The sequence below is a fragment of the Streptomyces sp. NPDC091280 genome (assembly GCF_044768565.1).
In the GTDB taxonomy this organism is placed as follows: domain Bacteria; phylum Actinomycetota; class Actinomycetes; order Streptomycetales; family Streptomycetaceae; genus Streptomyces.
The window spans coordinates 746,457-771,645 of record NZ_JBIVUZ010000002.1 but is presented as its reverse complement, the minus strand read 5'-3'; the positions used below and the strand labels follow the sequence as shown (position 1 = coordinate 771,645).

Here is a 25,189-nt window from a genome sequence, read left to right as displayed (position 1 = left end):
CAACTCGCCACGTTCGCAGACCACCACGACACGCAGCAAACCCCGATACACCAGGGCCGTCGCCTCTCATGAGAGATCCAAACGGTGGAGAACACTTCATGGAGCACCACCACCGGCTCCTGCGCGAGCTCGGCGCCACCGACGCCGCCCATCTGCACACCCTGCACCGAGGCCAGCGCGTGCTGGTCGCCGGCGTACGGGCATCCACCCAGACCCCGCCGATCCCGTCCGGCAAGCGGATCATCTTCGTCACCCTTGAGGACGGCTCCGGCCTGGTCGACCTCGCCTTCTTCGAGGACAGCGACGAGCAGGTCGCGCACACCGTGTTCCACTCCGGGATGCTCCTGGTGCGCGGCACTGTGGAGACCCGCGGGCCGCGCCGCACCGTCGTCGGCGAGATGGTGTGGGACCTGGACGAAGTCGCTGCCATCCGCCGCGACCACGGCCCCCAGGCCGCCCTGGACCTGCTCGGACACACCACCCCCGCACCCACCCCCGCACAGCCCGCGGCCCCGGCCCGGACGCTCACCGACGGCACCGCCGGAGCGCGTCTCCACCCCTACGCCGACCTCCAGCCCGCCGGCACCCGATCCGCCGACCTGCGCCGTCTCGGGCACCGCAGTCAGGGAAGTGCGGGATGAGCGTCATGGGGCGCTGGATCCTCCACCTGCGGTTCGGGCTTCCGGCCGACCGGGACGCCGCACTTTGCGAGCGGCTGCGCCGCCTGCTGGAGGACATCACACCGCGGGTGCAGATGATCGAGCCGGACATGGCTGTGCTGGACCTGACGGGGGCGATGGCGTACTGGAAGCGTGATGCCCGCGGTCCGACCGAGCTCGTCCAGCTGCGGGCGCTCGCGCACTTCGGTCTGCTCAGTTCCGCGGGGTGCGCGGGCAACCGGATGCTCGCCGCGATGGCCTGCGCCCTCACCCCGCCCGGTACGGGAGTTGCCCGGGGTGGGCGCGAAGACGTCCGCGCTGCTCGGCGAGTACGGCCTGCACACCGTCGGCGACGTGGCCGATGTTCCCCAGCTGACGCTGCAGCGTCTGCTCGGGGCCCGCGCCGGACATGCTCTCCACGAGCACGCCCAGGGCCGCGACACCCAGGTCGTCGACCCCACCCCGACGCCGGCGGGCATCAGCACCGAGCACCGCTTCGCCCGCGACGAACTCGACCCGGCCGCCCACCAGCGTGTCCTGCTCGCGCTGGCCGACGACCTCGGCGCCCGCCTCCGCGGCTCCAGCCAGGCCGCGGCAGGCGTGACCCTGACGGTCCGCTACGCCGACTCCTCCGGCACCCGGCGCAGCCGCGCACTGCCCGAAGCCACCCAGCACACCGTGCTCCTGGCCCGCACCGCGTACGCGGTGTACGCCTCCCTCGCGCTCCAGCGCGCCCGGGTCCGCAGCATCGCCTTGCGCGCGGACGCCCTGCGGCCCGCCGACCGGGCCACCCGGCAGCTCACCCTCGACGCGGGAGACGACAAACCCCTCGCGATTGAAGCCGTCGCCGACCGCGCCCGGGCCCGCTACGGCCGCCAGGTGCTCTACCCGGCCGCGCTCGCCGCCAGCCCGCGGCCCCTGTCAGCCCGGCATCAGGTACCGGCGCGGGCGCCTGAGGACAGAGGCAGTTGAAGGGACGACGGCCGTCGCCACCGACAACTCACTCGGCCGGGTGAATCCTTGACCTGAACAGAACCCTGGCCGTCCACGAACACGTACTGACAGACGTGGACCCGATCCGAGAAGCGCACCTGTCCGAACCCGGCCTGCTCGTCATCGACGTGGCGGGATCCGACGATGCCACCGTCCTCGCCTTCCAGACGGCGATCGCCCGAACCTGGGGGACCTCGACTGCTGAGCGCACCACCAGGGATCCCGGCCAGCCCGGAGTCCGCCTGCGGATGTACACCGATCTGCGGCAGATCCTCGACGAGGAAGCCTCGTCTCCGGAACCGGCGTCCTTCGGCACGTAGACAGGCGTGGTCCGCCACCACGGGGGGGAGTGACGGACCACACCTGCGTCCACGGTGCCACAGACCGCCTCGCCGCACGCGATCTGCGGGTGAAACCACTACGGAAGAAAGCGGGACTCTCCACTCCGGCCGGGCTGTTCAGAGCACACGCAGGACGCCGACGACCTTGCCGAGAATCTGCGCGTGGTCGCCGGGGATCGGCTGGTAGGCGGAGTTGCGGGGCATCAGCCACACCTGGCCGTCCTGCCGGCGCAGCACCTTGACGGTGGCCTCGTCGTCCAGGAGCGCGGCGACTATGTCGCCATGGTCGGCGCTGTCCATCTTGCGCACGGTGACGATGTCGCCGTCACAGATCGCCGCGTCGATCATGGAGTCGCCGACGACGGTCAAGGCGAACAGGTCACCGTCACCCACGACTTGACGGGGCAACGAGTAGATGTCCTCGACCATCTCCTCGGCGAGCAGCGGTGCGCCGGCGGCGATCCGCCCGACGAGCGGTACGTCGACGAGCGCCTCGCTCCTGTGTGCCAGGTCGGGGGCCCACGAGGGCCTGACCCGGTAGGCGCGGGGGGTGTGCGGGTCGCGGTAGAGGATGCCTTTGCGCTCAAGGGCCATCAGCTGGTGGGCGACCGAGGACGTGCTGGCGAGATTCACGGCCTGACCGATCTCCCGCATCGACGGCGGGTAACCCTGCCGGTCGACCGTCTGCGTGATGCAGCGGACGATCGCCGCCTGGCGGCTCGTCAGCTCCCCCGCAGCTGCCCGATGCCCCGGAGGGCGTCCCCGGCGGACCGGCGCGGTGTTCTCCATCCCGGACACCTCCCCACAAGATCGTTCGAACGGACCCTAACCCGCCACCCTCCATGAATGGAACACCTTGTCGAATCCCTGAGGAATGGGGAAGAGCACCATTCCCATGTGCTCGACCATGACGGCTCGTGTCGGCTGTCAGCGCGCCAGTCTGAGGCGTGCCGTCTCTGCGGCATGGGACGCGGCTTCGATGTGCCCGAGTTCGCCGGCGAGCGTCGACACGAACGCGTCAACTGCCTCGATCGCGCGGCCCTCCATGGTCTCGGGCTCGGCGAAGTACGCCGCGAACTCTCCGGCACCGATGGCCGCCAGGCCGGGCCGACGAGCCTGGTAGTCCGCCCACATGGGCCGGAAGACGGCGCGTACGCGGTCGAGTTCACGTTCGTCGATCTCCTCGCGCTTGAGGAGGCTGACCGTCTGCTGGCAGGCCTTCCACATGGCGATGTGGTGCTGGACGGTGACGGGCCCGAACGGACCGGGCATGGCTCGTTCGATCCTCGGCATGCCGGGCTGAAGCGGCCAGGGCGAGTACAGCTCCGTGAGGACCGCCGTCAGCCTGTCCAGATCGATCCGCCCAGTCCGCTCGCCTTCCTCAAGGACACGATGGGCAGCGCGCCGTTGCTTGAGGGTGGCTGAGGGGTGGGCGATCTGCTCGACGATGGCGCTGACGTTCTCGCTGCGCCGGACGGCGGTCGTCTTGCCGGTGGCGCGCGCATGGGTACGCCAGGCCCGGCGCGCCTGCGGGGTGAGTACCACGGTGTCGTCGATCAGCCACAGGTACAGCACGATCCGGACCAGCGAGCGCTGCGGGATACGCCCCAGTGGGGAGCGCTTTCGGGCTTCCAGGAGTCTGGCGAACAACTCGCGTTGCTCACGAGGGAAGACCCGCGGATCACTGCCGTGCGCGCTCGTCTTGCGTGGCTCGGGGTTGGCGAGCAGCCCGTCCTCGATCCAGGAGGTCACCATCCTGGGGCTGGCCTTCGCCTCCAGAGCGAGAGCGTCCGCGACCAGATCCGCCGCCGTTCCCTCGGCCCAGGGGGTGAGCCAATTTCCGTTCATGGCGCCGAACTTACATCGAGATTCGAGCAGCGGGAGCTGCATTCGGCGGACGCCGCCCGTAAGGCTAGGAGCAGCAGAAACTGCGCCCCGCACCGTATCCCGTCCAGGAACAAGCGGTACGGGGCGCAGCCGACTCATCCCCTGAACGGAGACCGTCATGTCCCACCGTACGCACCGCCCCGTCCCGAAGCGCCGACGCGCCCGCCGTCCCCTCGTGCAAGGCTTCGGGCAGACGGTCTTCTACGCCGCTTCCGCCACTCTGGCCAGCGGCTTGGTCCACGAGCTGTTCTACCTGGTCCACATGGCCGCCTTCTCGGGCTGATGTGAGCACGGGGGATGCCGCATCCGGTTCTGGATGCGGCATCCCCCGTGCGAGACGGGGTGCAGGCGCGGGCGGTCTCACATGCTGCTGCTGGTCAGTTCGGGAAGGCGGACCAGGGCGGCGGGAAGGTCGCTGACGTCTTCTTCCGTACCCGGACGGACTCCTGCTGATCACTGGCCACAGCCGGAGGCCGGCGGCCGTGAGGGCCAACTCCCATGGTCGGGCGAACCGTCACCGGCCCAGAACCGTCAGCACACGATGACTGACGCATCGAGGCCAGGCTCGGCTCATCGCCAGCCCGGGTTGTCGGTGGGCACGAACTTTCCAAAGAGTGACTCGTACTCATCCCCGGACTCAGTGACTACCAGGTGGTCCGGTTCCGTCCTCATCACGGCACTCCTCAGCCGGGCGACGAGTTCGGACACAGGCACCCGGTCCAGTGACAAGGCCGCAGCAACCTGCTCCCGATGCTCAACGATCGCAGGCTCGTCGCTGACTCGATCGCTTTCGAGGAGTACAGCAGCGGCCTCCATGGCCTCCAGCCTTCCGCCGCCCGAGAACTTCAGGCAGTCCTGCCACACAGCCAGACCAGTGATGATCTCCAACGCTTGCTTCAAGTCATCAGCGATCAGACCGCCCTGGCCCTCAGAGCTTGCATACATCACGGGGCGACGCCCGTCTTCGTCATGGCACAGGAAGAAGGTCCCGCCGGCCCAGTCACCGGCGATGGCCTCCAGCGAGGCACCGGAGGCCGCGCGGACCGCCTCGCCGTGTTCATTGCGGAAGATGCCGAACTCAAAAGAGGAATGCAGCAGGTCAGCGACGTCCGGGGTGTCCCGGATCAATGCGAGAAGATGATCGGTTGAGGTCACGGCGCGGACCCTAACAGGAGCCACCGACACGAACCCGATCCCCAGAAACAAAGAAGCACCTCGCCGGAAGCGAAGTGCGAACGTTGATCCCTGACTCAGAGGCTATTCAGTTAGTTCAGAGAAGCCTGCGTCCGCTGCCCGGTCCTGATCGTCGCCGCGGACGAGAAGCCCCGCCTGGAGGAGATCCGCGACAACCTCAAAGACAGGATCGCCGAAGCCGAACGCGACGGCCGAGGGCACGGGGCCCCGGCTTCCACAGCCGCTCTCGACCAACCCTCAGTTCAGAGAAGCTTGCGTCTGACCGTGATCTAGGCGGACAGCCCGCCGTGCTGGCGCTCGCATCTGTCGTGCTGCAAGTGCAGCCGACGGAGGTCTTGCAGCGCAGCAACGGGGAACGGGTGCTGAACCCACTTCGCCCTGTAGCCGTCCTCCCCGTGAAGCCGGACCACCGATTGAGCAGCCTCCAAGACGACGTGCCCAAGGAGGCTAAGGGGCTGAGTGGAGGACCACGAGAGTGCGCCTGCCTGGTCCGGCGCGTCGAAGCTCGTGGACATGTCGGGAAACCGGTAGATCGCGACGTGAACTTCTGAGCCTTCGCAGCGGAGAACCCACCTCACCTCAGCTGGCTCAAGATCGAAAGAGAAACGCTGGACGGAGGTGCGACCGTAGAGCCCTACGACACCGTGGAGCACGTCCGCAAGGGCGTCCGTGCAGTAGCTCACGAAGTCCTTCCGCTCCGACACACCGTCCGCGATGCGGCAGGTCGCCCAACCACTACCACTGAGTTCCCAGCTGAACTCAAGCTGACTCATCCCGCCCCCTGCCAGTGATCTTCTACCCAACGACGGTACAGCGGCGTCGAAGGAAGCCCTCACCCTCCCTTCGCACTGCCGTTGTACGCGTAGTTCAGAGAAGGCGTCCCGCACGTCATCTGGCGCCGGATCGGCACCCACGACATCTTTTCCGGGCCCTGAAAGAGCGGTGCGGCAGGACTGTTCGCCAACTCGGTCGACGCGTGTGGCAGCAGGTCCGGTGACGCCGCAGTAATCGGCAGATGTCGGGCCGGGCTGGCCTCTACTCTGATGTGGTGAGCGACTATTCGATGTCCGCCAAGGACGTGGTCGCGCTTGTGGAGCGGCTCGACGCCCACGGCGTAGATGCCTGTGTCGGGGGCGGGTGGGGCGTGGATGCGCTGCTTGAGGAGCAGACGCGAGAACATTCCGACTTAGACGTATGGGCGCCGGTCGCCCATTTTGAGCAATTGCTCGTCGCGTTCGCCGAGGCGGGTGTCGACCGGATCTTCCCGTGGCCTGGTGACAGGCCTTGGAACTTCGTTTTGCACGACGGCGTTCGGCTGCGGGTCGACTTGCACCTCTACGAGCCGCTCGCGGACGGATCACTGCACTACGGATCCGTGGTGGACGGTGGTCCTTTTCCAGCTGAAGCACTCTCCGGACACGGTGCGATTGCCGGGACTGCGGTGCGGTGCGAGTCGGCCGAGTGGGCGGTGCGCTGGCATACCGGCTATCCGGCTCGTGATGTCGATCGCCACGACGTGGCCTTGCTGTGCCAGAAGTTCGGGATTCCCCTCCCTGAGGGCTTCGGGCCGCTTGAGGAACGTTCCGCAAGCGGCACGGCATAGGCAGCGGCCCTTCTCGATCGGTGTCTCCTTGTGCGCGCTGTGCCCGCCGCGGGAGGCTCAGGCTTCTCGGTGTGAGGAGACGTCGGTGCGCGGTCGGGCCTCGTCCGCCAGCAGGGTAAGGAACGGCAGCCAGGTGCAGGTGTCGCACCACTGCCGGACCTGTGCGGTGGTGAACCATCCCGCCGGCCCGCACTCCGAGTCCGGGGGCGAAACCACCGGCGGGTCGGCGCGGCCGGTCTGCGCGGTGAACATCAACGTGTAGGACACGGGGAACGGATACGGGTAGCTGGCCTGCGGTTTCTCGTGCAGGGTGAAGCGTTGCCAACCGAGCAGTGCCAGTTTTCCGGCAGGTACGAGGAGCCCGGTCTCTTCGCTGATTTCTCTCGCTGCGGCCTGCCGGGCGTCCTCGCCGGGGTCGATGTGGCCGCCGGGGACGTCCCAGCCCCGTCCGGGGAGGTTGACGTGCGTCAGCAGCAGGTGGCCTTGCGTCTCGGAGATGAGGCCGAAGGCCGCCGTGGTCAGGTGCTGTGGCGGGCATATGTCTGCACTGACCACCTCCATCAGATACGGCACCGGGATCCACGGGGCACTGCCGGTCACAATGATCTTCTCCGTCACAGGTTCGCCCGGAGTGCGTCAACCAGCCGGGTAGTTGGACGGCAGCGTCGTGCGGTGCAGTTGGCCGCCCGCTCTGTACTGGACGTCGTCGTTCTCCACGGTGATCCAGCCGACGCTGCCGGTGATCGAGTAGTAGCTGTTGCGGTAGCCGGCCGACCAGGTCACATCCAGTTCGATCTGGACGTCGCCGTCGCAGCGGACCATCAGCTTCGCGGTGTCCTCAGTGCCGGTGTGGCCGTCGTGGCGCAGGGAACCGGTCAGGCAGGACACGGCCAGCGGCGTGCGTCCGGTCAGGTGGTTCGCCCGTTGAACCGGCACGTCATCCGGCCTCGATGCCAGCGACCCCCGACGCGCACCTCTACGTCGCGGGGTGGATGGAGACGCGTGTGGTCGCCCGTGAAGCAGTCGGCCATGTCGCGGCCGTACGCCTGTGCATCACCCTCGTGCGGCTCCGCCTCCGCCGAGGCCGGCGCCCGCGGCCAGTCGTTCACCAAGCGCATACGGGCCGGGTCCCAGACGACCCATGCCCTCCGGATGCCGGGGCATCGCGTGTTGACGATCGTGAGCAGAGCCCGGCGCCCGTCCGGAAGGTCTCGGAATTCCAGCAGTTCGGTCCGCTCGCACTGCCCTTCCCATCGCAGCCACATCCACAAGCCCGTGCGATTGGTCACGACCTCGCGCAGGCTCGGGATCCTCTGCGGGATCGGGAGCAGCAGTTCCTCCGCGTCACGGTAATCGGTCATACGTTCGAAAATAGTGTCACACGCGTCACCCGACTACCCCGCCGCGCCTATTGGCCTGCGGCTCTCCACGCGGCGCCGAGTTCAGCGTGCTGCGCGCGCGCAGCACGCCACGCTGTTCCTCCAGGACCTGCGAGGCGGGTGAGAGGAGAAAGGCACCGTCCCGGTAGAGGCGGAACCCGATGCGCTCCCACCCTTGACGGATCCGAGCGTTCACCCGGTCCCACTCGGCCTGGTCCCCGAGACGGTCGTCGCTGATGTCGGTGACACCAGGCGAGCATGCGGTCCCCCTCACCGCCGCCGGCGGCGGATACCGCCTGATCAGCATCCTCGCCGAGGCCGCCGTACGCTCTGGCGCGGGCAAGTAGGTGCGGGCCACGATCCGTTTTCCCGCCAACGACTCCGGCCAGCACTTCGCGCGCCTCGCCGGGCGCCTCACCGCCCTACGCCGCGCCGCCCGGCTGACCCAGCGCGCCCTGACTATGGGGTCGCTTCCGTTTCCGGTGCCGGGGCGTGCAGGAGTGCGCGGAACTGGCTGTGCCCTCGGGTCGCGGCGCGGTTGATGATGTCCGTGGCCAGCGGGGTGTGCTGTGGGTCGGCGAGGGCTGTGCGCAGCAGTGCGCGGAGGTCGGCTTCCCGGAAGCGGGGCATCGGGTCGTAGGGGCCGAGGGTCATGATCCAGTCCTTGAGGAGGAGCAGGACAAGGTCGGTGTGGTCGGCGGTGACGCGGGTGAGGTAGGTGAAGGTGGTGGAGTCTGGGCGTAGTTCGCCGCTCGCGCGCAGGAGGTCGCGGAACTGCTGCAGGATCCACGGGTCGGGGAGGCGTCCGCTGGCGGCGAGTGCCGGGAGGGTGTCCGTCAGTTCGGTCCGCGCAGCGGGTTCAACGGCGGCTGTCGCGGCATTCAGGCGCCAGGCCCACCATGCCTGCATTCGTGGGAGTGCCTGGTCGGAGAGGTTGTTCACGCCTGCGCCGACGCTGGTGGCAAGGTGCTTCAGAGTGGCGGAGCTGGAGCGCTGGTAGTAGATCGGGACCGGGGAGTCGTTGCCGTCCAGCTCGAAGGTGCCGTCGAGATACAGGTCGAGGATATGTCGGCCGAGGGCCAGCCGTTGGCCTTCGGAGCGGTTGTCGCCGTGCGCTTCGGTCTGCGCGGCGTGGTCACGGTAGAGGTCGAGGACTTGCTCGGCGGCTGGCCGGTAGGGCGGCGCGTCCAGGTAGGCGTGCCAGGCGCAGACGGCATGCTCGCCCGTCGACAGCAGAGGCAGGGCGCGGTTGGCCGTCCACTTCGGGTCCAGGTAGGCGAGTTGCGGGACGAGTCCGCCGAGGACGGCGGCCTGGATCTGGGGGCCGTCGCTGTTGGGCAGCGGAACGTCGTCGAGGAGACGGTCCAGAAGCCGGAAGAGCGGGCTGGTGTCGGCGTCGCTATGGCGGCGCCACAAGGCCCAGGTGACGGCGGCGCGGAGGCTTTGTGCCCGGGCGTCGTTGAGGAAGGAGCCGGTATCTGGGGCGGGGGGCGGGGTGTCGGGCGAGGCGAGCACCGCGCTGAGGGTGGACCACAGGGTGTCGGCGTCGGCCGGCTCGGCCGGGTTGACGGGGTGGGCGATGGCCTGGGCGACCATGTTGGCGGCCTCCCGGTGCAGTTCGTGGGCGTGGGTGCTTCCCGAGCGGCGGGTGGCTTCAGCGGCCAGAGCGAGGGGACCTGCCCAGTCGATCGGCTCGCGGCGGGCCGCGGTCTGGAAGCCGTAGAGGACCTGCAGCAGGTACAGGTCGTCCAGCTCGGCGAACGCGGCGGCGTCAGCGCTGTAGCGGGCGGCCTGGGCGGCGACGGCTTCACCGAGTCGGCTGGCGAGGGCGAACTGGTTGGTCCCGCCGAAATCGTTCGGCTGCGGGATCCAGCTCTTGGCGCGCTCGACGAGTTCGCGGACGGACAGCTCGGCCAGAGGGCCGGGCTCGGCCTCGGGGGGCGTTGTGATGATCGGGACGACCCTGAACGGCGGCTCATCCACGGGCCGCGCCCGGCCGTAGGTCATCTCCAGTGCGGTCAGGCGCTCGCGCTGCGCTGGACGGAGAATCGCGCCGAGGGCGCTGTAGCAGTCGCGCTGCCACAGGTCCGCGACGGCTCTCACGCGCTCGGGGGCAAGAGGCTCACCGGTGCGCTGCTCGTGGTCGCGGCTCCAGCGCGCGGTGTCGGGGCCCTGCTCGACGGCGCCGAGAAGAGCCTCCTGCTGCTCCTGGCTGAGTCGGCCGGCGAATGCGGCGGCCAGGGCGAGCCACTCGCGTTCCAGGGCAATGTCCTCACGTACGGCCGGATCGGCCAGTGCGGCAGCCGCGCCCCCGGGAAGGGCATCGGCGTGCCGGGTGATCAGGTGCAGGCGCAGCCGGCGGAAGATCGCCCAAGGCCGGGCGTCCAGCAGTCCGAGGATCTCCTCGGCCGTCGCGGGGGCAGCGGTGACCAGGCGCTCGGCCGCGTCACGGAGGGCGATGGCCAGCCGCGTGAGCGGTGTGGCGTGGATGATGTCCGGGGTGGCGGACAGAAGCGGGAGCCAGAAGGCGGACTGGTCCAGGCCACGCCGTTGCTGCGCCTGCTCGGCGGGGCCGAGACTGGTGGCGAGGGCGTCGGCCAGGAGGCGCAGCCACGCGGTGCCGAGGTGGTCGGCGAAGTCGTCGTTGAAGGTGTGCAGCAGGTGCGCGCTGTCCTCCTCGGCAAGTTTCGCATCCGGGCCGAATCCGGCGGCCAGGAGTGCGGCCAGGAGCTTCACCGCGGCCTGGGTCTGCTGTTCGCGGGCCAGGTGCAGGGCAAGGTTCGCGTACCGGTCCGGGAGCCAGAGGTAGGGGCCCTCCAATGCCCTGGTCAGGGTCGGGACCAGCTGAACGGCCTTGGCCGCGGGCACGGAGGAGGCGACGGCCACGAGGTCGAGGTGGACGTAGGGGTTGTCGGTGGCAGGGATGGCCCGGGCGATGTGGAGGGCGGTGGCGGGGTCGTCGGTGGCCACGCGGGCGAGGTAGGCCGATGCCGGCCAGCGGACGAAGCTGATCCGGCCCGCGTCGCGGTCCACCTCGGGGGCGGGCGGGTCCGAGAAAAGCTTCACGCTGTTCAGTGGGCCGAGCCAGGAGGCGTTGACCAGGCCGTCGAAGAACCGTTCGGCGGTCACCAGATCCTGCGGGAACTCCTTGAGCAGCCGCGTCGCGTCCTTCTTCGTCGGCGCTGGTGTGGCTGCCAGCTTCTCCAGCCGGTCGACCAGGTCGAGGAAGCGGGCGTCGAAGGCGTCGAGGACCGCGTCGAGGAAGATCATGCCTCGCTCCACGTGGTCGCTCACCCGGCCCTCCAGCTGCCGGGGGGCAGCCAGGTTCGAGCGGTGCGCGAGGGCGTGCTGGTCGCCGGCCACCTTCCGCCAGGCTGTGCCGACGGAACCATCCGGGTCGATCCCGAGGGCGCCGAGGACCTCGCTGATCTCGCGCCGGTGCGTGCTGCCCGCGCTCGCTCTCTCCGGTTCGCCCTCCGGGGTCTCTCCCGGGCCTGTCTTCTTCCAGCCCACGGCGCACAGGACCTCCCCGCCCAGCAGGCGCAGCGCCACGAGCACGGGGTGCTCCGTCGAGGCCGGTTCCGGGTCCTCGTCGACGGTGCCGACCGGGCGGGGCAGCAGCACCTCACGGACGGAGCTCTCCAGCTCGCGCAGCAGGTGGCTGACCATCATCGACTGTGTCGCCATCCCGAGGTCCTCGTCCAGGAGCAGACACAGGTCGTGGAAGAGGGCGGCGGGGCCCTGACCGAATTGGCTCAGGCGTGCCCTGATCCGTGTACGCCGCTCAGCATCGGAATCGGTCGGGGGTGCCAGCATCGGACGGGCTGTCATGCCCTCATGATGGCAGCGGCATCCGTGATCCAACACCACGCTCCCCCCTGTCAGTTGAAGCAAGGACGACACCGCCGCGTGCCGCGGGCCAGCTCGTCGAACACGCGCCGACACAGTCGGGCGCCCAAGAGGACAGCCAGCAGCAACACCTCCCCGCCGTTCCTAGCGGCTGCGTCACGTGCGCGCAGACGTCGAGGCCGGGGACTGCGGCAGCGAGAACCTGCGGGTCTGTCTCGCACGCGTTCCGACCGCTGTCGCGGTGCGCGAGGGCCAGCTACCGCGGCCAGCGAGCATCACCTCGTGGGTGAGCGTTGCTCCTGGGCTGTGACACGGACACGATCACGGCGACGGAGGGTACGGCCAGCAGGAGACCTCATCCGGATCGCCTGGCGGGACAGGACGGCTGACGACCTGTGGACCGCTAGGGAACCCTGGGCGGAGAAAGGTACAAGCACGTGGACTGGACGGTCGAGCAGATCGCCAAGGGGTTGCGCAACACGGCGGTCAAGAATCAGTCGAAGGCCGCCGTCGAGTTGCTGATCGAACATGGCCACTGGCTTCAGGCCCTGACCCGCGAGGAGCACGAGCCGTCGCCGAACAATGTGCGCCGGTTCGCCCAGTGCGGCCTGGATGGGGAGTACAACCTGCGCGCCACCCTGGACTGGACGGCGATGGCCGAGCACCTGCGCGCGGCCGGGCACACCTACCCGAAGACCGACGTGAGCGTGTTCCTGCTCGCGGCATCGCTTCGCGAAGGCGTACCGTCGATCCGGGCGAGATCACCGAAGACCTCGGTACGGGACACGCACAGCTGATCGCCGACGCGATCACCTTCGCCGCCCAGCCTGCTGGCGGACCACCGGCACCCACAGCTGACACAGCGTCCCTTCCGGAGCCGGACTCCTGTACGGCACGGCGGTAACCGTCTTACGAGCGGGAGCAGTTGCTTGGCGCCGTCAAGCGACTGTTCAGACACGGACCGTGTCAAGATTCCAGCACCACCCCGGAGCTGTCCACAATGACCGGCCCCCTCGCTCGCGTGGGTCCGTCGGATGACCTGCAGGAGCACGTAGCCCATCGTCAGGAGATCGAGCCCGTAGGTGGCCTCGGCGTGTGGCGGCGCCATCGCCGGGTCATTCTGCTCGCGGCGGGTCTTATCGTGACGGACGTTGGCGTCCCCGGCGTCGCCGGAGCTGGGATCGGTCTCACCGGCCGTGCTCTGCGTAGGGCCCGCTGGTGGGCGGGATGCGCAGGGTGCCGGTGGCCAGGTACGGGCCGCTGCCGTCGCCGACGGGATGGTGCAGGCACAGGCCGGGTAGCAGGGCGGACAGTGAGGCCGCGTCGCGGACGCGGCCCCAGGCCTCGGGGGTCAGCTGGTGCATGATCTCGTCGATGGCCGCGGCGCGCGGGGCGTTCTCGCACGCCAGGGCCGACACGGTGAGGGTGCTTGCTGCGGGCAGGGAGCATATGAGTGTGTCCACGGATTCGTCGGGCAGGTGCTCCAGCAGCCCCACGGCCAGAATGTCCACCGGCCGGCCGGGGTCGAAATGGGAGCGCCACAAGGGGAGATCGAGGACGGCCGTGCGGTTCAGGTCGGCGTCGGTGACGGCTTCCTGCTCGCTCTCTTCGAGTTCGGCGTAGGCGTGGGCCAGGACGACGGGGTCGTTGTCGAGGTAGAGCGTGCGGGCGTCCGGCTGCCAGCGGCGCGCGATCGTGTGGACGTTGTCACGGCGTGGCAGCCCGCAGCCCAGTTCGACGAACTGTGTTGTGTCCGCCCGGGCGAGACGGCACACGGTGTCTTCGAGAAAGGAACGGCTGCGGGCGGCGAGCGCGGCCGCGTGGGGCAATACCTCCAGCAGGGCCTGGCAGGCGGCGCGGTCGGCGCGATAGTGCTGGACACCTCCCAGGAGGACTTCCTGCATCCGAGCCGACGATGCTGCACTCACATCCACACCAGCGGTGATGGGCGGCAGGCTTTCACACCGTGGTGTCCCCGTGTCGGGGAAACTGCTCGGTCCACCCGCGCGGTGTGGTGTGCTGCCGTGGGGTTCTTGAACTCTCGGGTGGGGCTGGGCCGTGGTGGCTGATCGTCCATGATCTGGGCTGAGCCTGTGGGTGGGGATCGCAGCCGTTGAACGGAAACCGAGGAGCGTGTCGGCTGGTTGCCGCGGCCTGTTCGCGGTATCGGGCCGACGGGTCGCTCGTGGTGCCGTGCGACCAGCAGAAACCCGTGTGCGAGGTCCGGCGGGGTCGGGACCCCTCTTCGGCCATGGTGGATGCCGGAAGGGAGGGCTGCGGGCGGCGGCAGTCTGCTCCACGTCTTCGGCGGTCCCCGTGACCGGGGCTCAAGGACGGGGGCGATGCGCGGGTCAGGCGGGCCTTCGGGCTTCAGGCGGCGCACCGCGTCCAGCAGCGGCTCCCAGCCAGCCAGCAGGCCCGCGGGCAGCACCGGCGACCAGACCCACACCCGCAGCCACGAGGCGAGCGGCTCGGCGAGGCCGTCACCCGGTCGGCGCCGGCGGGCAGCACCTCCTGAGCGAGGGCGGTCGACGGCGGGGCGCCCGAGACCGTACGCGCCTCCAGCTGCGTGGCGTGATCGAGCGGGTGGTGCCGAACACCAGCTCGACGAGGCGGGCCGGCTCGGGGGCAGGCCCGGCGGCCAGCAGAACGCGGGCGTAACGTCGCACGGACGCGTCACACCATGCCCCGGCGGGATGGACGACCACCTCCGCGGCCAGCAGCGCGTCCTCACAGCCAGGGTGGCGGACAGCACCGGCCAGCGGCCAGGCGCGCCCGTCTACCTCTGGACGCGCGTCAAGGCCGGCACCGAGGGCGGCGCCGGCCTTGACGCAGTGGCGGGCGCGGACCAACGCGCCGCCTTCCAGGACGGATTCGGGCTTGCGACCAGGAGCCGTCAGGAGGACACCGGCGAACTCGCCTCCGGTGTCGTGCTGTTCACCACCGTCTTGCCGATACGGCCCAGACACAAGTCGGCCGGAACAATTGGTGGGCCTCCAAGAGGGCCGCAGGCGCGCAACCCGTCATCGCCTCCCTGGTTTTGACGGGCCGGCCGGGCGGCGGATTCCTCGCCAGGACGGGGAACGCCGACGGGGCCAGCAAGCCGCATACCGGCCAAAGGCGACGCTGGGTCGGGCGGCGGAGTACCAGGGCGTGGAAGGCTGTGTGCCGCGCAGCCCGATCAGCGGCAGGGCCAACTGCCTCTGGGCCGCGCACCCTTGCGACCACAGCCCCGGGCCCCGGCCTGCCGCCGGGCGTCCCCCGTCAGGAGGAAGTCCCACACGCCATGAGCTTTCCCCCACTCCCTCACCCGCCCGGCCCGGCCTGTACCTGCGCGCCCGCCGCCGCGTCGCCGTCGGCGGGCGGCGTCGAGCCGGACACCACCACGGGGCGCTTCGGGCCCACGCACGCGCTGATCCTGCTGATCGCCGTCCTTGGGCTCGGCACCGGCCTGTTCCTCGCCGGCACTGAGCTGGAGACCGTCTTCGCCCTCCTGGGCGGCTGCGGGGCGATCGGCGCGGCCACCCTCACCGCCGCCGGTGGCGGACGCCGCCTGATCAGCGTCCTCGCCGAAGCCGCCGTACGCTCCGGCGCGGGCAAGTAGGTGCCGGCCATGACCCGTTCCCCCGCCGCCGACACCAGCCAGCCCTTCGCGCACCTCGCGGGGTATCTCACCGCCCTGCGCCGTGCCGCCCGGCTGACCCAGCGCGCCCTGGCCGAGGCCGCCCACATCTCCCGCGGCGCCGTCCAGCGCGCCGAGTCCGGCACCGCCCCGCCCACCACGTCCGTCCTCGACGCCTACCTCCGCGCCTGCAGCGCCGGCCCGGCCGACCAGGACAAAGCCCGCCGCCTGCGCGCCCGCGGCCGTACCGCCCAGCGCGACCGGCTCCGCGGCCTGAAGGCGCCCTCCCCCGCCCTCGTCCACGACGAGCGCGACCTCGGCCTCCTCCTGGCCGAGACCTACGAAAAGGCGGGCGCCCCCTGCCTCCCGCTGCCGCGCACCACCGCGTGGCGGATCGTCAACCGCAAGGGCCTGCCCGCCAGCCGCGAGCAGCTGATCACGTTCCTGAGCGCCTGCGGCATCCGGCCGCCCGCACAGCGCCACTACCTCGACGCCTACCACCACGTCATCACCCAGCGCGGCCGGCGCCGGCAGGTCACCCAGCGCATCGTCCGCGCACGCCACCCGCTTCCCCTCGCCCGCGGCGGATCCGGCACTGGCGCCCACTACGACACCGACCGGCTCGCCGTAGTTCTCCGCCCCGCCCTCGAAGCCATCGTCGCCTACCAGGCCCGCTACTTCGACCCCAAGCGGCTCGCCGCCAGCATCAAACCGGCCGTCGACGCCATCGCCGCACAGTCCCGTTACTACGACGCCGGCCGGCTCGCCGCAGGAATCCAGCCGACCGTCGAAGCCCTCGCCCTCATGTTCCGGTCAGCGAGCAAAGAGGCGCACCGCAACGGCACCACCCCACCCGACTGGATCACCGCCACCAACCTCATCACCCACGGCATCGACACCGCCCGGCTCGCCCCCGTCTCCCGTCCCGCCGACGGCATCGACCCCGTCGTGCACACCGCAGACGGCGGCACCCAGCTCTTCCAGGCCACACACCACAGCCAGCGGCCCAGCACGCCCCCAGCACTCCCACCGGCCCTCGCCCCGCAACCGCCACCACCCTCAGCCACGCCCTCAGCCTGTGCCGCCTGACCGGCGACGAGCAGCAGACCGACCCAACGGTGCTCCGGACCGACATGGCAACCGGCGAAGCCTGTGAGCTCGACGTCCTGAAAGAGATCTTCCACAGGCCTCCCGAGCAGACGGCCGCCGGCCCCGCCCTCTCCCGAGACGACACCGTTGGGCTGAAGGCCCGTGCCCTGCACGACCGCGGCTTCCCTCGCGACGTCATCGATGTCTTCAGCGCCCGCGGGCTCTACACGATCGGCCAACGCGAGCGTCTCGGTGCCCAGCACGACGAGCAGTTCGACCTGGCGGAACTGCACGGCCGGCTCGAAGCGGTCGACTTCACCTCCGACCAGGAGTACACCGCCTACGACATGAGCCCCGACCGCATCATCGGGCTGCGTGCGTGGGTCCGGGACTGGCAGGACGATCTCGATCTACGTCTGGCCGAACGGTACGCAGAAGACGATGACGACGGCTGAGCTGACGCCCGCTGAAGATCAGACTAGCCGTGATGCAGACCGGGGTGGTGCGGTGGGCGGGCGGCGGCCTGCGCCTGGTCCTGAGCGCCTTGGCGTCCGTCACCGTGCTGGGCCCGTCCGCTCTGTCGCGTGGATGTACCCGTCCGGCTGCCGGTGTGCGGCTGTTGCGGTGCGGTCGGACCACCGACGTCCGATGTCGCGGTCAAGTCGGCATGGCGTAGGCGCAGTTCGGCGAAGACGGCAGCCATTCGGCGTGCGGCCGGAAGCGGGTCGGGCCGAGGATGCGTCCACAGGCTTCCGGGAAACAGGTGGGCGCGGCCCGGGAAGGCGTCGAGCAGGTCGGTGAACTGGTCGTCGCACCAGGACGGTACCCAGGCTCCTGACCGGCACAGGAACACGGCGTCGAAGGCCGCCGGGACCGGCGAGCCGTCATCGACGTCCGTGTTCAGGGGGACCCACGGCGGATCTTCGTCGCCGTCGGGCCGCCATGCCGGATAGGTGAGCGTGAGCCGGCTGCCCCGGTCGTGATGCACGAGCATCCAGTCCTCGCAGGAGTATGCGCCCGCTTCGCGCCACTCCTCGACGTTCCTGGGGCCGTTGCGGTGCAGGTAGCCGCTGTCGTGATGGGCGTCGAAGAGGTGTACCTCCTGCCACGGCTCCCTTCGTGCGCCGGTCAGGCCGAAGTGGGCCGGGGTGAGACGTCCGGCGTACATGTTGGAGTCCGCGTAGAACAGGGGCGGGTCGACACTGGTGAAGGTGAACCTGTCCCAGAAACCCGCGTAGCCCTCACAGCGGGGCGGGACGACTCCGGCCCGGAGGAAGTCCTCGGCCCGGAAGGACCAGATGGTCTCGCGCAGGGTGTCGTTTTCCGCGTGGGCCCAGTCGTAGAGCATCAGGTCACCGCGATGCGCAGCAGGCAGCCCCTCGAAAGGGTTGTGGAAGAAAAAGTCGAAGTCGACGACCAGCAGGCGGTGGTGGGGGGACCTGCTCGTCGCCTGTGCACTCTGTTTCTGCCCTGTCATCAACGCCATTCTGCCCTGGCCGGCCGGTTCACGGGACGGGTGCGCAGAGTCCTCCCGCCACACGCTTCCCTCGTTCGTGCGCTTCCCGCCAGACGGGCGATACATCTGCCGTTGCCGCAACACCGCCGCGAACAGCGGGCGTTGGCCGGCTGGTGTGGTGGTGCGCAGGCATCCGGGACAGCACGCTCGGGCGGTGAGCTGCGGCTGGCTTCGTCCGGCCTCCGCGGCCATGGCCAGACAGCTCCAGGCCGCACGCCAGTCGGTGTAGGGGACGGCGCGGCGGATGCCGCGCGGCAAGGTCTGCACGGTGTCCAGGGACAGGACGGCGGCGGGCCAGCGCAGGATCAGCCGCCGGGTGCCCCAGTTCGCGAAGTCGAGGTGCGCGTCGTAGTGCGTCTCCACCAGCAGCTGCGCATCCCCCTTGAAGCCGCTCCAATATTGTGGGGGAACCGGAGCCCGGATCCGTCCGGCCTGGCCCGGCCGGATGAACCTCCAGATCATGCGGCTCGCACTCCCCGACCGGACGCCCCGGCCCGCCCGTGGGGGCTGCGCCCGACTCCTCAGCCGCGGTCCGCCGCAGCTCCAGCAGTTCTGGCACCGGCAGTTTCAGCACGCGGGCCAGTGCCGCCACAGTGGCTGCGGACGGCACAGGTCCGTTGGACGAGAGTGCCTCGGACACGGTGGTGCGCCCCCGCCTCGCCCGGGCGGCGAGCTGCGTCTGGTCCAGCCGGGCCCGCGCCAGTCCTCCGGCCAGCCTCCTGCGCAGTTCAGTGAGCGCCGGATTGCGGCGCTTCTGCTCCTCGTGCACGTGCCCGCCCCCGGCCTCGAATGTGGTCGCCGCTGTCCATCTTCGTTCCGGCGGTCCCGGCCGACACCGTTTCCGCGACCTTCGGCCACGTCAACACCCCACCGCCTACAGGGAGTCTGCCGTCGCCGTCGACCTTTTGACCATCGCGCTCGTATTCGTCGTCGCGGCGCTCGCCGCGGGCAAGCTCGCCCGCATGAATGGCGCCACCCACCCCGCCGCCGCCCTCACCTAAACCCCCGCAGGTTGTGCGAAACCGGGGGCCTGTGCGTCGGTTCGCTCCTACGCTGATCGTCTGCGGGCGAAGGCGCCCGTCCCGGGGGGGGTGGGGCATGACGGACGTGAAGAGGCCCATGGGTGACGGGGGGACGCCTGAGCAGCTGGTGGCTGAGGCACTCCGGCTGTGGTATCGGTACCGTGCCGAAGGGGACACTGCGCTGGAGACGGAGGCCGTCGCGCTGGCGGTCAGCGCCCTGGCGTGGGCCGACCGGCTCGGACAGCACCTCGTGGGCGCGGTCGCCCGGCTGAACCTCGGGGTGATGCTGAGCGCCCGTTACGAGAGGACCGGTGGCCTCGACGATCTCGACACCGCCGCGCGGCACCTGGAGGCTGCGGCAGAGGTGCTGCCGCCCGGGCATAGCGACATGCCGCAGGTACACGCGACGATCGCCAGTGCGGCCTACCACCGCTTCCAGCGCTCCGGCGATGTCCGGCACCTGTCCCGGGCCGTCGACGCGGCCCGCCTGAGCGTCGCGGCAGACGCGGACTCCGACGATCCCAGGGCCGTCGGCCGGTCCTCCAACCTCGGCAACCTGCTGCGCGTGCGGTACGAGCTGGCCGGTGACGAGAAGGACCTCGACGAGGCGATCGATCGCGGCAAGTGGGCAGCCCTGCACTCTCCCGACGATCAACGGCCCTTGGCCCTGGGTGCGTTGATCGGCTCGCTCGTCCAGCGCATTGTCCGGCGGCAGGAAGCGGCCGACATCAGCGAGGCGGTGGCCATTGCCCGCCAGGCGCTGGCCGTGATGCCGTCCGGGTACGCAGACCGCGCTCCCGTGCTGGGGGCGGTCGTCGCCGCGCTGCGCCTGGACCACCAGTTCGCCGGACACAGGCGGAGTCTGACCGAGGCCGTGGGACTGCAGAGGGAGCTGACAGACCTCCTCCCCGACGGCTCTCCCGACCGGGCCCTTCATCTGGCAAGTCTCTCCGAGCTGTTGCGGCTGCGGTTCGAGCAGCTCGGCAGTCGTGCCGACCTCGACGCGGCCGTCGCCGTCGCGCGCAGCGCCGAAGGGGCCGAGGGGGCGGAGGCGTTCGCGGCTCATCGGGCTGCGACTCGCGCGCTGGCCGAACACGCGCTGTCGGGCGCCCTACTCGCCGACGGCGACACGGCCGGCGCTGCCGCCGCGGCCCGCGAGAGCGTGGCCGCAGCCGTGCGCATCGGCCGGCTGGCGGTGGGGGACAACACCGACTTCGCGGCACGCGCGCTGGTCCTGGAAGGAAACGCATGGCTCGCCGTGCACGAGGCGACCGGCCAGGCCGGGGCACGCGAGCGAGCTGTCGACTGCTACGAGCTGGCCGCCGGCCGGACCGCGGACGACGACCCCGCCCGGGGCGTCCCCCTCGGCAACGCAGGCCTGCTCCGGCTCAACACCCTGCCCGATGACGCCGGAGCCCAGGAGCTGCACCCCGTCATCGAGCAGCTCCGTGAGGCCCTCACCCTCACCGGGCTCCACAGTCCCCTCGGCGCCCAGAACGCCGCCAACCTGGGCGCCGCCCTCAGCCGACGCTACTTCGACACCCGGCAGCCCGAGGACCTCGACGAGGTCGGCGCGCTCTGGGCCGACGTCACCGGCCTCGACTCGGCCCCGCCGCAGCAGCGGGTGCGCATCGCCGCGCTGGCGGGCGAGATGCTGATGATGTGCGGGCAGCACGCGGACGCGGCGCGGCGCTACGCCGACGCGGTCGAACTGCTGCCGATGGCCGCGTGGCTCGGCGCCGACCGGGCCAGCCTGGAAGCCGGACTCACGGAATCCCACACCCTGGCCTGCGACGCCGCGGCGAGCCGACTGGAGGCCAACGGTGACGCGGAGGCGGCACTGCGGCTGCTGGAGGCGGGCCGGGGGGTGATGTGGAGCCGCATGCTCCACCTGCGCGACGCCTCCAGCGAAGTGCAGCAATGGAACCCCGCACTCGCTGAACGCCTGGCCGAGATCGCCGTCAGCCTGGAGGCGCCGCAGGACTTCTCCGGGCAGGGGCCGCTCCTGGCCGACCCGGCCTCCCGAGGCAACGACCGGCGCGAGGCCCTCGCCCAGGAATACCGCGACCTCGTCGAACAGGCCGTGTCCGCCGGCCACGGCGGCTTCCTCGCGCCGCCCGACCGCCAGGAGCTGCTGGGTGCGGCCGAGGAAGGGCCGGTCGTGGTCGTCAACCTCAGCCGGTGGCGTTGCGACGCGCTCATCGTCACCGCGACCGGCGTGCACCAGTACGGCTATCTCCCCACCGAGCTGACGGCGGAGAGTGCTGAGCAGCGCGCGGAGGTCTATCTGACGGCACTGGACCGGCTCGACGAGGCCCGCATGCAGTTGCACCGCGCGGAGCGGGCACGCCGGGCGGAAAGAAACCTGGACACCGTGCGGGCCGAGACCTCCGCGCGCACCGAACTGCTGGCCGCCATGACGGAAGTGGACACCGTCCTGGACAGGACGGTGCGCTGGCTCTGGGACGCGGTGGCCGAACCGGTGCTGGACGCCCTGGACCGGCTCGGCCTGCCAGCCCGCGCCGGTGCCCCGGCCGACGCGCCCCGCCTGTGGTGGTGCGCCACCGGTGCACTGGCTCTCCTGCCACTGCACGCCGCCGGCCATCACGACGACACCAGCGCCGCCGGCCCGCCTCGAACGCTGCTGGACCGCTTCACCTGCTCCTCCACCCCCACCGTCGGTGCTCTGGCCCGGGCCCGCCGTGGCGAGCGGTCCGCCGTACGACAGGCGGCGGAGCCCCGGCGGATGCTGGTGGTCGCGCTGCCCGACCTGCCAGGACAGCCGCCCCTGCCGCAGGTACGCCGGGAACTGGCCCATCTGCGCTCACTGTTCCCCGTCGAGGAAATCACCGTCCTGGAAGGCGCCCACGCCACACGCGATGCCGTCCGCGAGGGACTGCGCACCCACTCCTGGGCCCACGTGAGCTGCCACGGAACCCAACACCTCAACTCGCCCTCATCCGGCGGACTCCAGCTCTTCGACGGCCTCCTGTCGGTGGCCGAAACCAGTACCGGGCGGCACCACGGCACCTTCGTCCTGCTCTCCGCCTGCAAGACCTTCACCGGCGGCCGCCGGCTGGCCGAGGAGGCCATCAGCCTCGGCGCAGCCCTCCACTTCACCGGATACCGCCACGTCGTCGGCACCCAATGGTCGGTGGGCGAGCAGGCCGCTGCCGACTTCTCCGAGGAGGTCCACACCGCGCTGTGCACCAGTGCGGGCTTCGACCCCGCCAAGTCCGCGGTCGCCGTGCGCACCGCGGCCTTGCGGCTACGCGCCGACGCGTCGCTGCCCCGGCTGTGCTGGACCCCCTTCACCCACATCGGCCCCTGACACCTGTCGTCCAGACCCCGCACCCTCCCCCGTCCGAAAGGCCACCCAACGATGACGAACCCCTCGCCCGACCCAGGACGGGAACCGTTCCAGGAGGTCAGCGAGACCGACTTCGCAGACCGCTTCATCGCGCTCGGCATCGAACAGGCAGCGCTGCCCGGCGGAGGCGTCGTCCTCTACGGCCGCTGCCCGCGCTGCCTGGGCCGCATCACCGTGCCGCTCCCCGACGAGAGCGTGAAGTCCGTGGTAGACGCCCACACCCCCCTGCCCATGCCGCAACCCGCTCCGGCGGCCACGGCCGAAGACGAGGTCGAACATCCGATCGCCTGCACCTGTACCGGCTGTGAACACCCCGGCAGGCCCGCACAGTACGCGGACGGCTGCGGCGCCTACTGGTCGTTGTTCCTGGCGCCCGAGGCGACATGACCTACCGCTTCCGGGCTCCGGGACGCCCGGCCACCCCGGACGACCTGCGCCGCGCCCGACAGCGGGACGAACTGTTCCGCACCGAACTGCCCCGGGTCCGCGCCGCCGCGCTGGCCTGGCGCAACGGCCTGGCCGCACTCCTGACCGGACTCCTCGGCTTCGGGCTGATCAAGGGCCGCTCCGACGTCTCCGGCCTGGCCCAGCCCTACGCGGTGACCGTCGGCGCTCTGCTGCTGGCCGCGCTGGTGGTCGGCGCGGCCGGCGCTTGCTGGCTGATGACCGCCGGGCACGGTCTGCCGTCGATCACCAGCACGGCCCGGCTGGGCTCACGGATTGCCACTGACCACGAAGAGGCCCTACGTGCGGTGGCACACCTGCGCCGCGGCATCGCCGCCACCCTCGGATGCGCCGCCGTACTCGTGGCCGCAGTCGGCATGACCTGGTACGGCCCCGGCTCCGACCCCGCCCTCCAGGTGACGACCCCCACCGGCACCCAGTGCGGCTCACTCCTCACGCTCGGCCCCGGCGGCGCTGTCCTCACCACCAAGGACGGCCCCATCGCCTACGCCCCTGCCGACACCATCACCGTCCAGCCCGACAGCCCCGCCTGCCCCGGCCCGTCCTGAGCATCACCCGGCCCAGCGTGACCGGTGGCAGCATCTCCTTCATCGAACGGGGAACGGGAACACCCACCCTGGCCCCTCCGGCACCGTGGACTACTGCTCGTCGGACCACACCCCTCCCGTACAGCGGGCAGCGTCGAGTTCGGCGCTACGCTCCCCAGCCCAGGAACGCCCTGGTGGGCCTGGCCGCACATGCGCGCGTTCGACCAGCACTCCGTATGTACAGCCGTAACAGCACTGCGGGGCGCCGTCTTCGCCCCGGCCCCCGTGCCGCCCGCGTCCCACGACCACCCGTCCCCAGGGCGGGCAGCGACCCTTACGGCACGGCCGCTCCGTGGCCTCAACCCGCTTACTTCATCGGAGGGTTCAGGGCCCGCGTCCGTCACCGCATCCGGCAGTGCATGGATCTGCCGCCGTACGGCAGTTCAGACCTTCACGGCGGGCGGGTGAAGTGTTACCGGCGAAGACCCGTCCCGGATGATGCCGACGACACGGATTCACAGCGCCCTTCGGCAGAAAGCACACTATGTCCATGGAGGCGTGGGTGTGCCGTCCGGGTCCAGCCCGTACGGCCAATACTCACGGTCGCGACCCCTTGATGGCGATTCCTGAAAACGACCAGGGACACTCCTCGTCCCACTCTGTCCGGTTCTCAACGGACTGGGGAAGTTCACCGAGCATCGCAGGCAAAAGCTCAGGCGATGCTTCCGTCCGGCTTGTCGAGAAGGGCCAACTCCTCCGCAGTCAGGCGCAGGACTCCTGCGGCGATGTTCTCTGCCAGGTGCGCCGGGTTCCTGGTGCCGGGAATGGCCAGCACGTGCGGACCGCGGTGGAGGGTCCAGGCGAGCCGCACCTGGGTCGGCGTCGCATTGTGGGCGTGTGCAACGGCCTGGACGCGCGCGTCCTGCTCCCGGCCTGCGGCTGCCTCGCGCCGCAGGCCGGAGACCGCGAAGAACGGGACGAAGGCGATGCCCTGCTCCCCGCACAGGTCCACCAGCCCACTCTCGTCAGCGCGGCGCCAGTCCAGGCCGTAGGAGTTCTGCACGCAGACCACGGGCGCGATCGTTTGGGCCTCGGCCACGTGCTCGGGCAGGACAGCAGAGAGCCCGAGGTGCCGGACAAGGCCGGCATCGCGCAGCTCGGCGAGGGCGCCGAAGTGCTCGGCGATCGAGGCTGTACGGGGGCCACCGGCGCGCAGGTTCACCACGTCCAGGCAGTCCCGGCCGAGCTGGCGCAGGTTCTCCTCCACCTGGCCGCGCAGTTGGTCGGGGCGGACCGTGTAGCGCCACTCGCCGGAGGGATCGCGTGCCGGGCCGACCTTGGTCACGACGACCACGTCGCCGTGCCAGGACGAGAGGGCGCGGTTGATGATCTCGTTCGCGGACCGCAGCGGTGAGAAGTAGAAGGCGGCCGTGTCGATGTGGTTGACGCCCTGCTCGAACGCACTGTGCAGCAGGTCGACGGCGGCATCGCGGTCGACCGGCGTGCCGTCGGAGTTGCCCATCATGCCGTTGCCCGTCAGCCGCATCGCGCCGTAGCCGATGCGATTCACCTCCAGGTCCCCGAGCTTCCAGGTCCCTGCTGTCGCCGCTGCGCTCACCGTGCTCCTTCGCCCGTCGGTTCGTCAGGTCCTGGAGTATGCGGCCGTCTCGGTG

Annotated in this window: 22 protein-coding genes; 12 read left to right on the top strand and 10 right to left on the bottom strand. The window is 70.4% G+C overall.

Annotation, left to right across the window (positions count from 1 at the left end):
* The 3 genes from ACIQPR_RS10075 to ACIQPR_RS10065 all read left to right on the top strand — a co-directional run.
* Positions 1-641: OB-fold nucleic acid binding domain-containing protein (locus tag ACIQPR_RS10075; RefSeq protein WP_403644723.1), on the top strand; the 641-nt coding region annotated here is incomplete at its 5' end.
* Positions 642-956: 315 nt separating this feature from the next.
* Positions 957-1,631 (top strand): DNA polymerase thumb domain-containing protein, encoded by a 675-nt coding sequence (locus ACIQPR_RS10070; RefSeq protein ID WP_403644720.1) that lies wholly within the window; start codon positions 957-959, stop codon positions 1,629-1,631.
* A 95-nt stretch (positions 1,632-1,726) separates the two neighbouring features.
* On the top strand, positions 1,727-1,972 hold the full coding sequence (locus ACIQPR_RS10065; RefSeq protein ID WP_403644717.1) for a DUF6207 family protein: 246 nt from the start codon (positions 1,727-1,729) through the stop codon (positions 1,970-1,972).
* Positions 1,973-2,110: 138 nt separating this feature from the next.
* On the opposite strand, the gene lexA is transcribed toward ACIQPR_RS10065, so the two are convergent.
* Positions 2,111-2,782 (bottom strand): transcriptional repressor LexA, encoded by a 672-nt coding sequence (gene lexA / locus ACIQPR_RS10060; RefSeq protein ID WP_403644714.1) that lies wholly within the window; start codon positions 2,780-2,782, stop codon positions 2,111-2,113.
* Positions 2,783-2,920: 138 nt separating this feature from the next.
* A complete protein-coding gene (locus ACIQPR_RS10055) occupies positions 2,921-3,841 on the bottom strand; it encodes a hypothetical protein (protein ID WP_403644711.1) in 921 nt (306 codons plus the stop codon).
* A gap of 157 nt (positions 3,842-3,998) precedes the next feature.
* Between ACIQPR_RS10055 and ACIQPR_RS10050 the strand changes: the two genes are divergently transcribed.
* The gene (locus ACIQPR_RS10050) at positions 3,999-4,163 is read left to right on the top strand and encodes a hypothetical protein (RefSeq protein WP_403644708.1); all 165 of its coding nucleotides are present in this window, start codon (positions 3,999-4,001) and stop codon (positions 4,161-4,163) included.
* A gap of 287 nt (positions 4,164-4,450) precedes the next feature.
* On the opposite strand, the gene ACIQPR_RS10045 is transcribed toward ACIQPR_RS10050, so the two are convergent.
* Positions 4,451-5,035: a hypothetical protein gene (locus ACIQPR_RS10045; protein WP_403644705.1), complete on the bottom strand. Its 585-nt coding sequence runs from the start codon at positions 5,033-5,035 to the stop codon at positions 4,451-4,453.
* 308 nt (positions 5,036-5,343) lie between these two features.
* Complete coding sequence (locus ACIQPR_RS10040; RefSeq protein WP_403644702.1) at positions 5,344-5,847, bottom strand: hypothetical protein; 504 nt, start codon at positions 5,845-5,847, stop codon at positions 5,344-5,346.
* A 275-nt stretch (positions 5,848-6,122) separates the two neighbouring features.
* On the opposite strand from ACIQPR_RS10040, the gene ACIQPR_RS10035 reads away from it, so the two are divergent.
* Complete coding sequence (locus ACIQPR_RS10035) at positions 6,123-6,677, top strand: nucleotidyltransferase domain-containing protein (protein ID WP_403644699.1); 555 nt, start codon at positions 6,123-6,125, stop codon at positions 6,675-6,677.
* A gap of 57 nt (positions 6,678-6,734) precedes the next feature.
* On the opposite strand, the gene ACIQPR_RS10030 is transcribed toward ACIQPR_RS10035, so the two are convergent.
* The 3 genes from ACIQPR_RS10030 to ACIQPR_RS10020 all read right to left on the bottom strand — a co-directional run bounded on the left by ACIQPR_RS10030 (position 6,735) and on the right by ACIQPR_RS10020 (position 11,887).
* Complete coding sequence (locus ACIQPR_RS10030; RefSeq protein ID WP_403644696.1) at positions 6,735-7,277, bottom strand: NUDIX hydrolase; 543 nt, start codon at positions 7,275-7,277, stop codon at positions 6,735-6,737.
* Between the two features lie 36 nt (positions 7,278-7,313).
* Positions 7,314-7,613, bottom strand: coding sequence for a hypothetical protein (locus tag ACIQPR_RS10025; protein ID WP_403644693.1), 300 nt, complete (start codon positions 7,611-7,613; stop codon positions 7,314-7,316).
* A 902-nt stretch (positions 7,614-8,515) separates the two neighbouring features.
* A complete protein-coding gene (locus ACIQPR_RS10020; protein WP_403644689.1) occupies positions 8,516-11,887 on the bottom strand; it encodes a hypothetical protein in 3,372 nt (1,123 codons plus the stop codon).
* Between the two features lie 455 nt (positions 11,888-12,342).
* Here ACIQPR_RS10020 and ACIQPR_RS10015 point away from each other — a divergent pair, with 455 nt between their 5' ends.
* Positions 12,343-12,702: a hypothetical protein gene (locus ACIQPR_RS10015; protein ID WP_403644686.1), complete on the top strand. Its 360-nt coding sequence runs from the start codon at positions 12,343-12,345 to the stop codon at positions 12,700-12,702.
* 390 nt (positions 12,703-13,092) lie between these two features.
* On the opposite strand, the gene ACIQPR_RS10010 is transcribed toward ACIQPR_RS10015, so the two are convergent.
* Positions 13,093-13,833 carry an SAM-dependent methyltransferase gene (locus ACIQPR_RS10010; protein ID WP_403644683.1) on the bottom strand — a complete coding sequence of 247 codons (741 nt, stop codon included), beginning with the start codon at positions 13,831-13,833 and terminating at the stop codon, positions 13,093-13,095.
* 1,358 nt (positions 13,834-15,191) lie between these two features.
* Here ACIQPR_RS10010 and ACIQPR_RS10005 point away from each other — a divergent pair.
* From ACIQPR_RS10005 to ACIQPR_RS09995, 3 genes are read left to right on the top strand one after another with little or no spacing between them, the layout of a single operon-like run.
* Positions 15,192-15,509, top strand: coding sequence for a hypothetical protein (locus ACIQPR_RS10005; RefSeq protein WP_403644680.1), 318 nt, complete (start codon positions 15,192-15,194; stop codon positions 15,507-15,509).
* A gap of 9 nt (positions 15,510-15,518) precedes the next feature.
* Positions 15,519-16,616, top strand: a complete 1,098-nt coding sequence (locus ACIQPR_RS10000) for a helix-turn-helix domain-containing protein (RefSeq protein WP_403644677.1) — start codon at positions 15,519-15,521, stop codon at positions 16,614-16,616.
* 44 nt (positions 16,617-16,660) lie between these two features.
* A complete protein-coding gene (locus ACIQPR_RS09995; protein ID WP_403644674.1) occupies positions 16,661-17,071 on the top strand; it encodes a hypothetical protein in 411 nt (136 codons plus the stop codon).
* A 23-nt stretch (positions 17,072-17,094) separates the two neighbouring features.
* Here ACIQPR_RS09995 and ACIQPR_RS09990 read toward each other — a convergent pair whose 3' ends face one another.
* The gene (locus ACIQPR_RS09990) at positions 17,095-18,594 is read right to left on the bottom strand and encodes a hypothetical protein (RefSeq protein WP_403644671.1); all 1,500 of its coding nucleotides are present in this window, start codon (positions 18,592-18,594) and stop codon (positions 17,095-17,097) included.
* 687 nt (positions 18,595-19,281) lie between these two features.
* On the opposite strand from ACIQPR_RS09990, the gene ACIQPR_RS09985 reads away from it, so the two are divergent.
* From ACIQPR_RS09985 to ACIQPR_RS09975, 3 genes are read left to right on the top strand one after another with little or no spacing between them, the layout of a single operon-like run.
* Entirely contained in the window at positions 19,282-22,485 is a 3,204-nt protein-coding gene (locus tag ACIQPR_RS09985; protein WP_403644669.1) for a CHAT domain-containing protein, read from the top strand.
* A 51-nt stretch (positions 22,486-22,536) separates the two neighbouring features.
* Positions 22,537-22,911 (top strand): hypothetical protein, encoded by a 375-nt coding sequence (locus ACIQPR_RS09980; protein WP_403644667.1) that lies wholly within the window; start codon positions 22,537-22,539, stop codon positions 22,909-22,911.
* On the top strand, positions 22,908-23,537 hold the full coding sequence (locus ACIQPR_RS09975) for a hypothetical protein (RefSeq protein ID WP_403644665.1): 630 nt from the start codon (positions 22,908-22,910) through the stop codon (positions 23,535-23,537). Before ACIQPR_RS09980 ends, ACIQPR_RS09975 begins: the two co-directional genes overlap by 4 nt.
* 691 nt (positions 23,538-24,228) lie before the next feature.
* Here the strand turns inward: ACIQPR_RS09975 and ACIQPR_RS09970 are convergent.
* Positions 24,229-25,134: an oxidoreductase gene (locus ACIQPR_RS09970; RefSeq protein WP_403644662.1), complete on the bottom strand. Its 906-nt coding sequence runs from the start codon at positions 25,132-25,134 to the stop codon at positions 24,229-24,231.
* Between the last annotated feature and the right edge of the window lie 55 nt (positions 25,135-25,189).

Excerpts from the sequence above, each read along its gene's own strand:
- ACIQPR_RS10055 (WP_403644711.1), bottom strand. The coding sequence starts at position 3,841 with ATGAACGGAAATTGGCTCACCCCCTGGGCCGAGGGAACGGCGGCGGAT.
- ACIQPR_RS10005 (WP_403644680.1), top strand. The coding sequence starts at position 15,192 with ATGAGCTTTCCCCCACTCCCTCACCCGCCCGGCCCGGCCTGTACCTGC.
- ACIQPR_RS10050 (WP_403644708.1), top strand. The coding sequence starts at position 3,999 with ATGTCCCACCGTACGCACCGCCCCGTCCCGAAGCGCCGACGCGCCCGC.
- ACIQPR_RS09980 (WP_403644667.1), top strand. The coding sequence starts at position 22,537 with ATGACGAACCCCTCGCCCGACCCAGGACGGGAACCGTTCCAGGAGGTC.
- ACIQPR_RS09995 (WP_403644674.1), top strand. The coding sequence starts at position 16,661 with ATGGCAACCGGCGAAGCCTGTGAGCTCGACGTCCTGAAAGAGATCTTC.
- ACIQPR_RS10000 (WP_403644677.1), top strand. The coding sequence starts at position 15,519 with ATGACCCGTTCCCCCGCCGCCGACACCAGCCAGCCCTTCGCGCACCTC.
- ACIQPR_RS09990 (WP_403644671.1), bottom strand. The coding sequence starts at position 18,594 with ATGATCTGGAGGTTCATCCGGCCGGGCCAGGCCGGACGGATCCGGGCT.
- ACIQPR_RS09975 (WP_403644665.1), top strand. The coding sequence starts at position 22,908 with ATGACCTACCGCTTCCGGGCTCCGGGACGCCCGGCCACCCCGGACGAC.
- ACIQPR_RS10040 (WP_403644702.1), bottom strand. The coding sequence starts at position 5,847 with ATGAGTCAGCTTGAGTTCAGCTGGGAACTCAGTGGTAGTGGTTGGGCG.
- ACIQPR_RS10020 (WP_403644689.1), bottom strand. The coding sequence starts at position 11,887 with ATGACAGCCCGTCCGATGCTGGCACCCCCGACCGATTCCGATGCTGAG.
- lexA (WP_403644714.1), bottom strand. The coding sequence starts at position 2,782 with ATGGAGAACACCGCGCCGGTCCGCCGGGGACGCCCTCCGGGGCATCGG.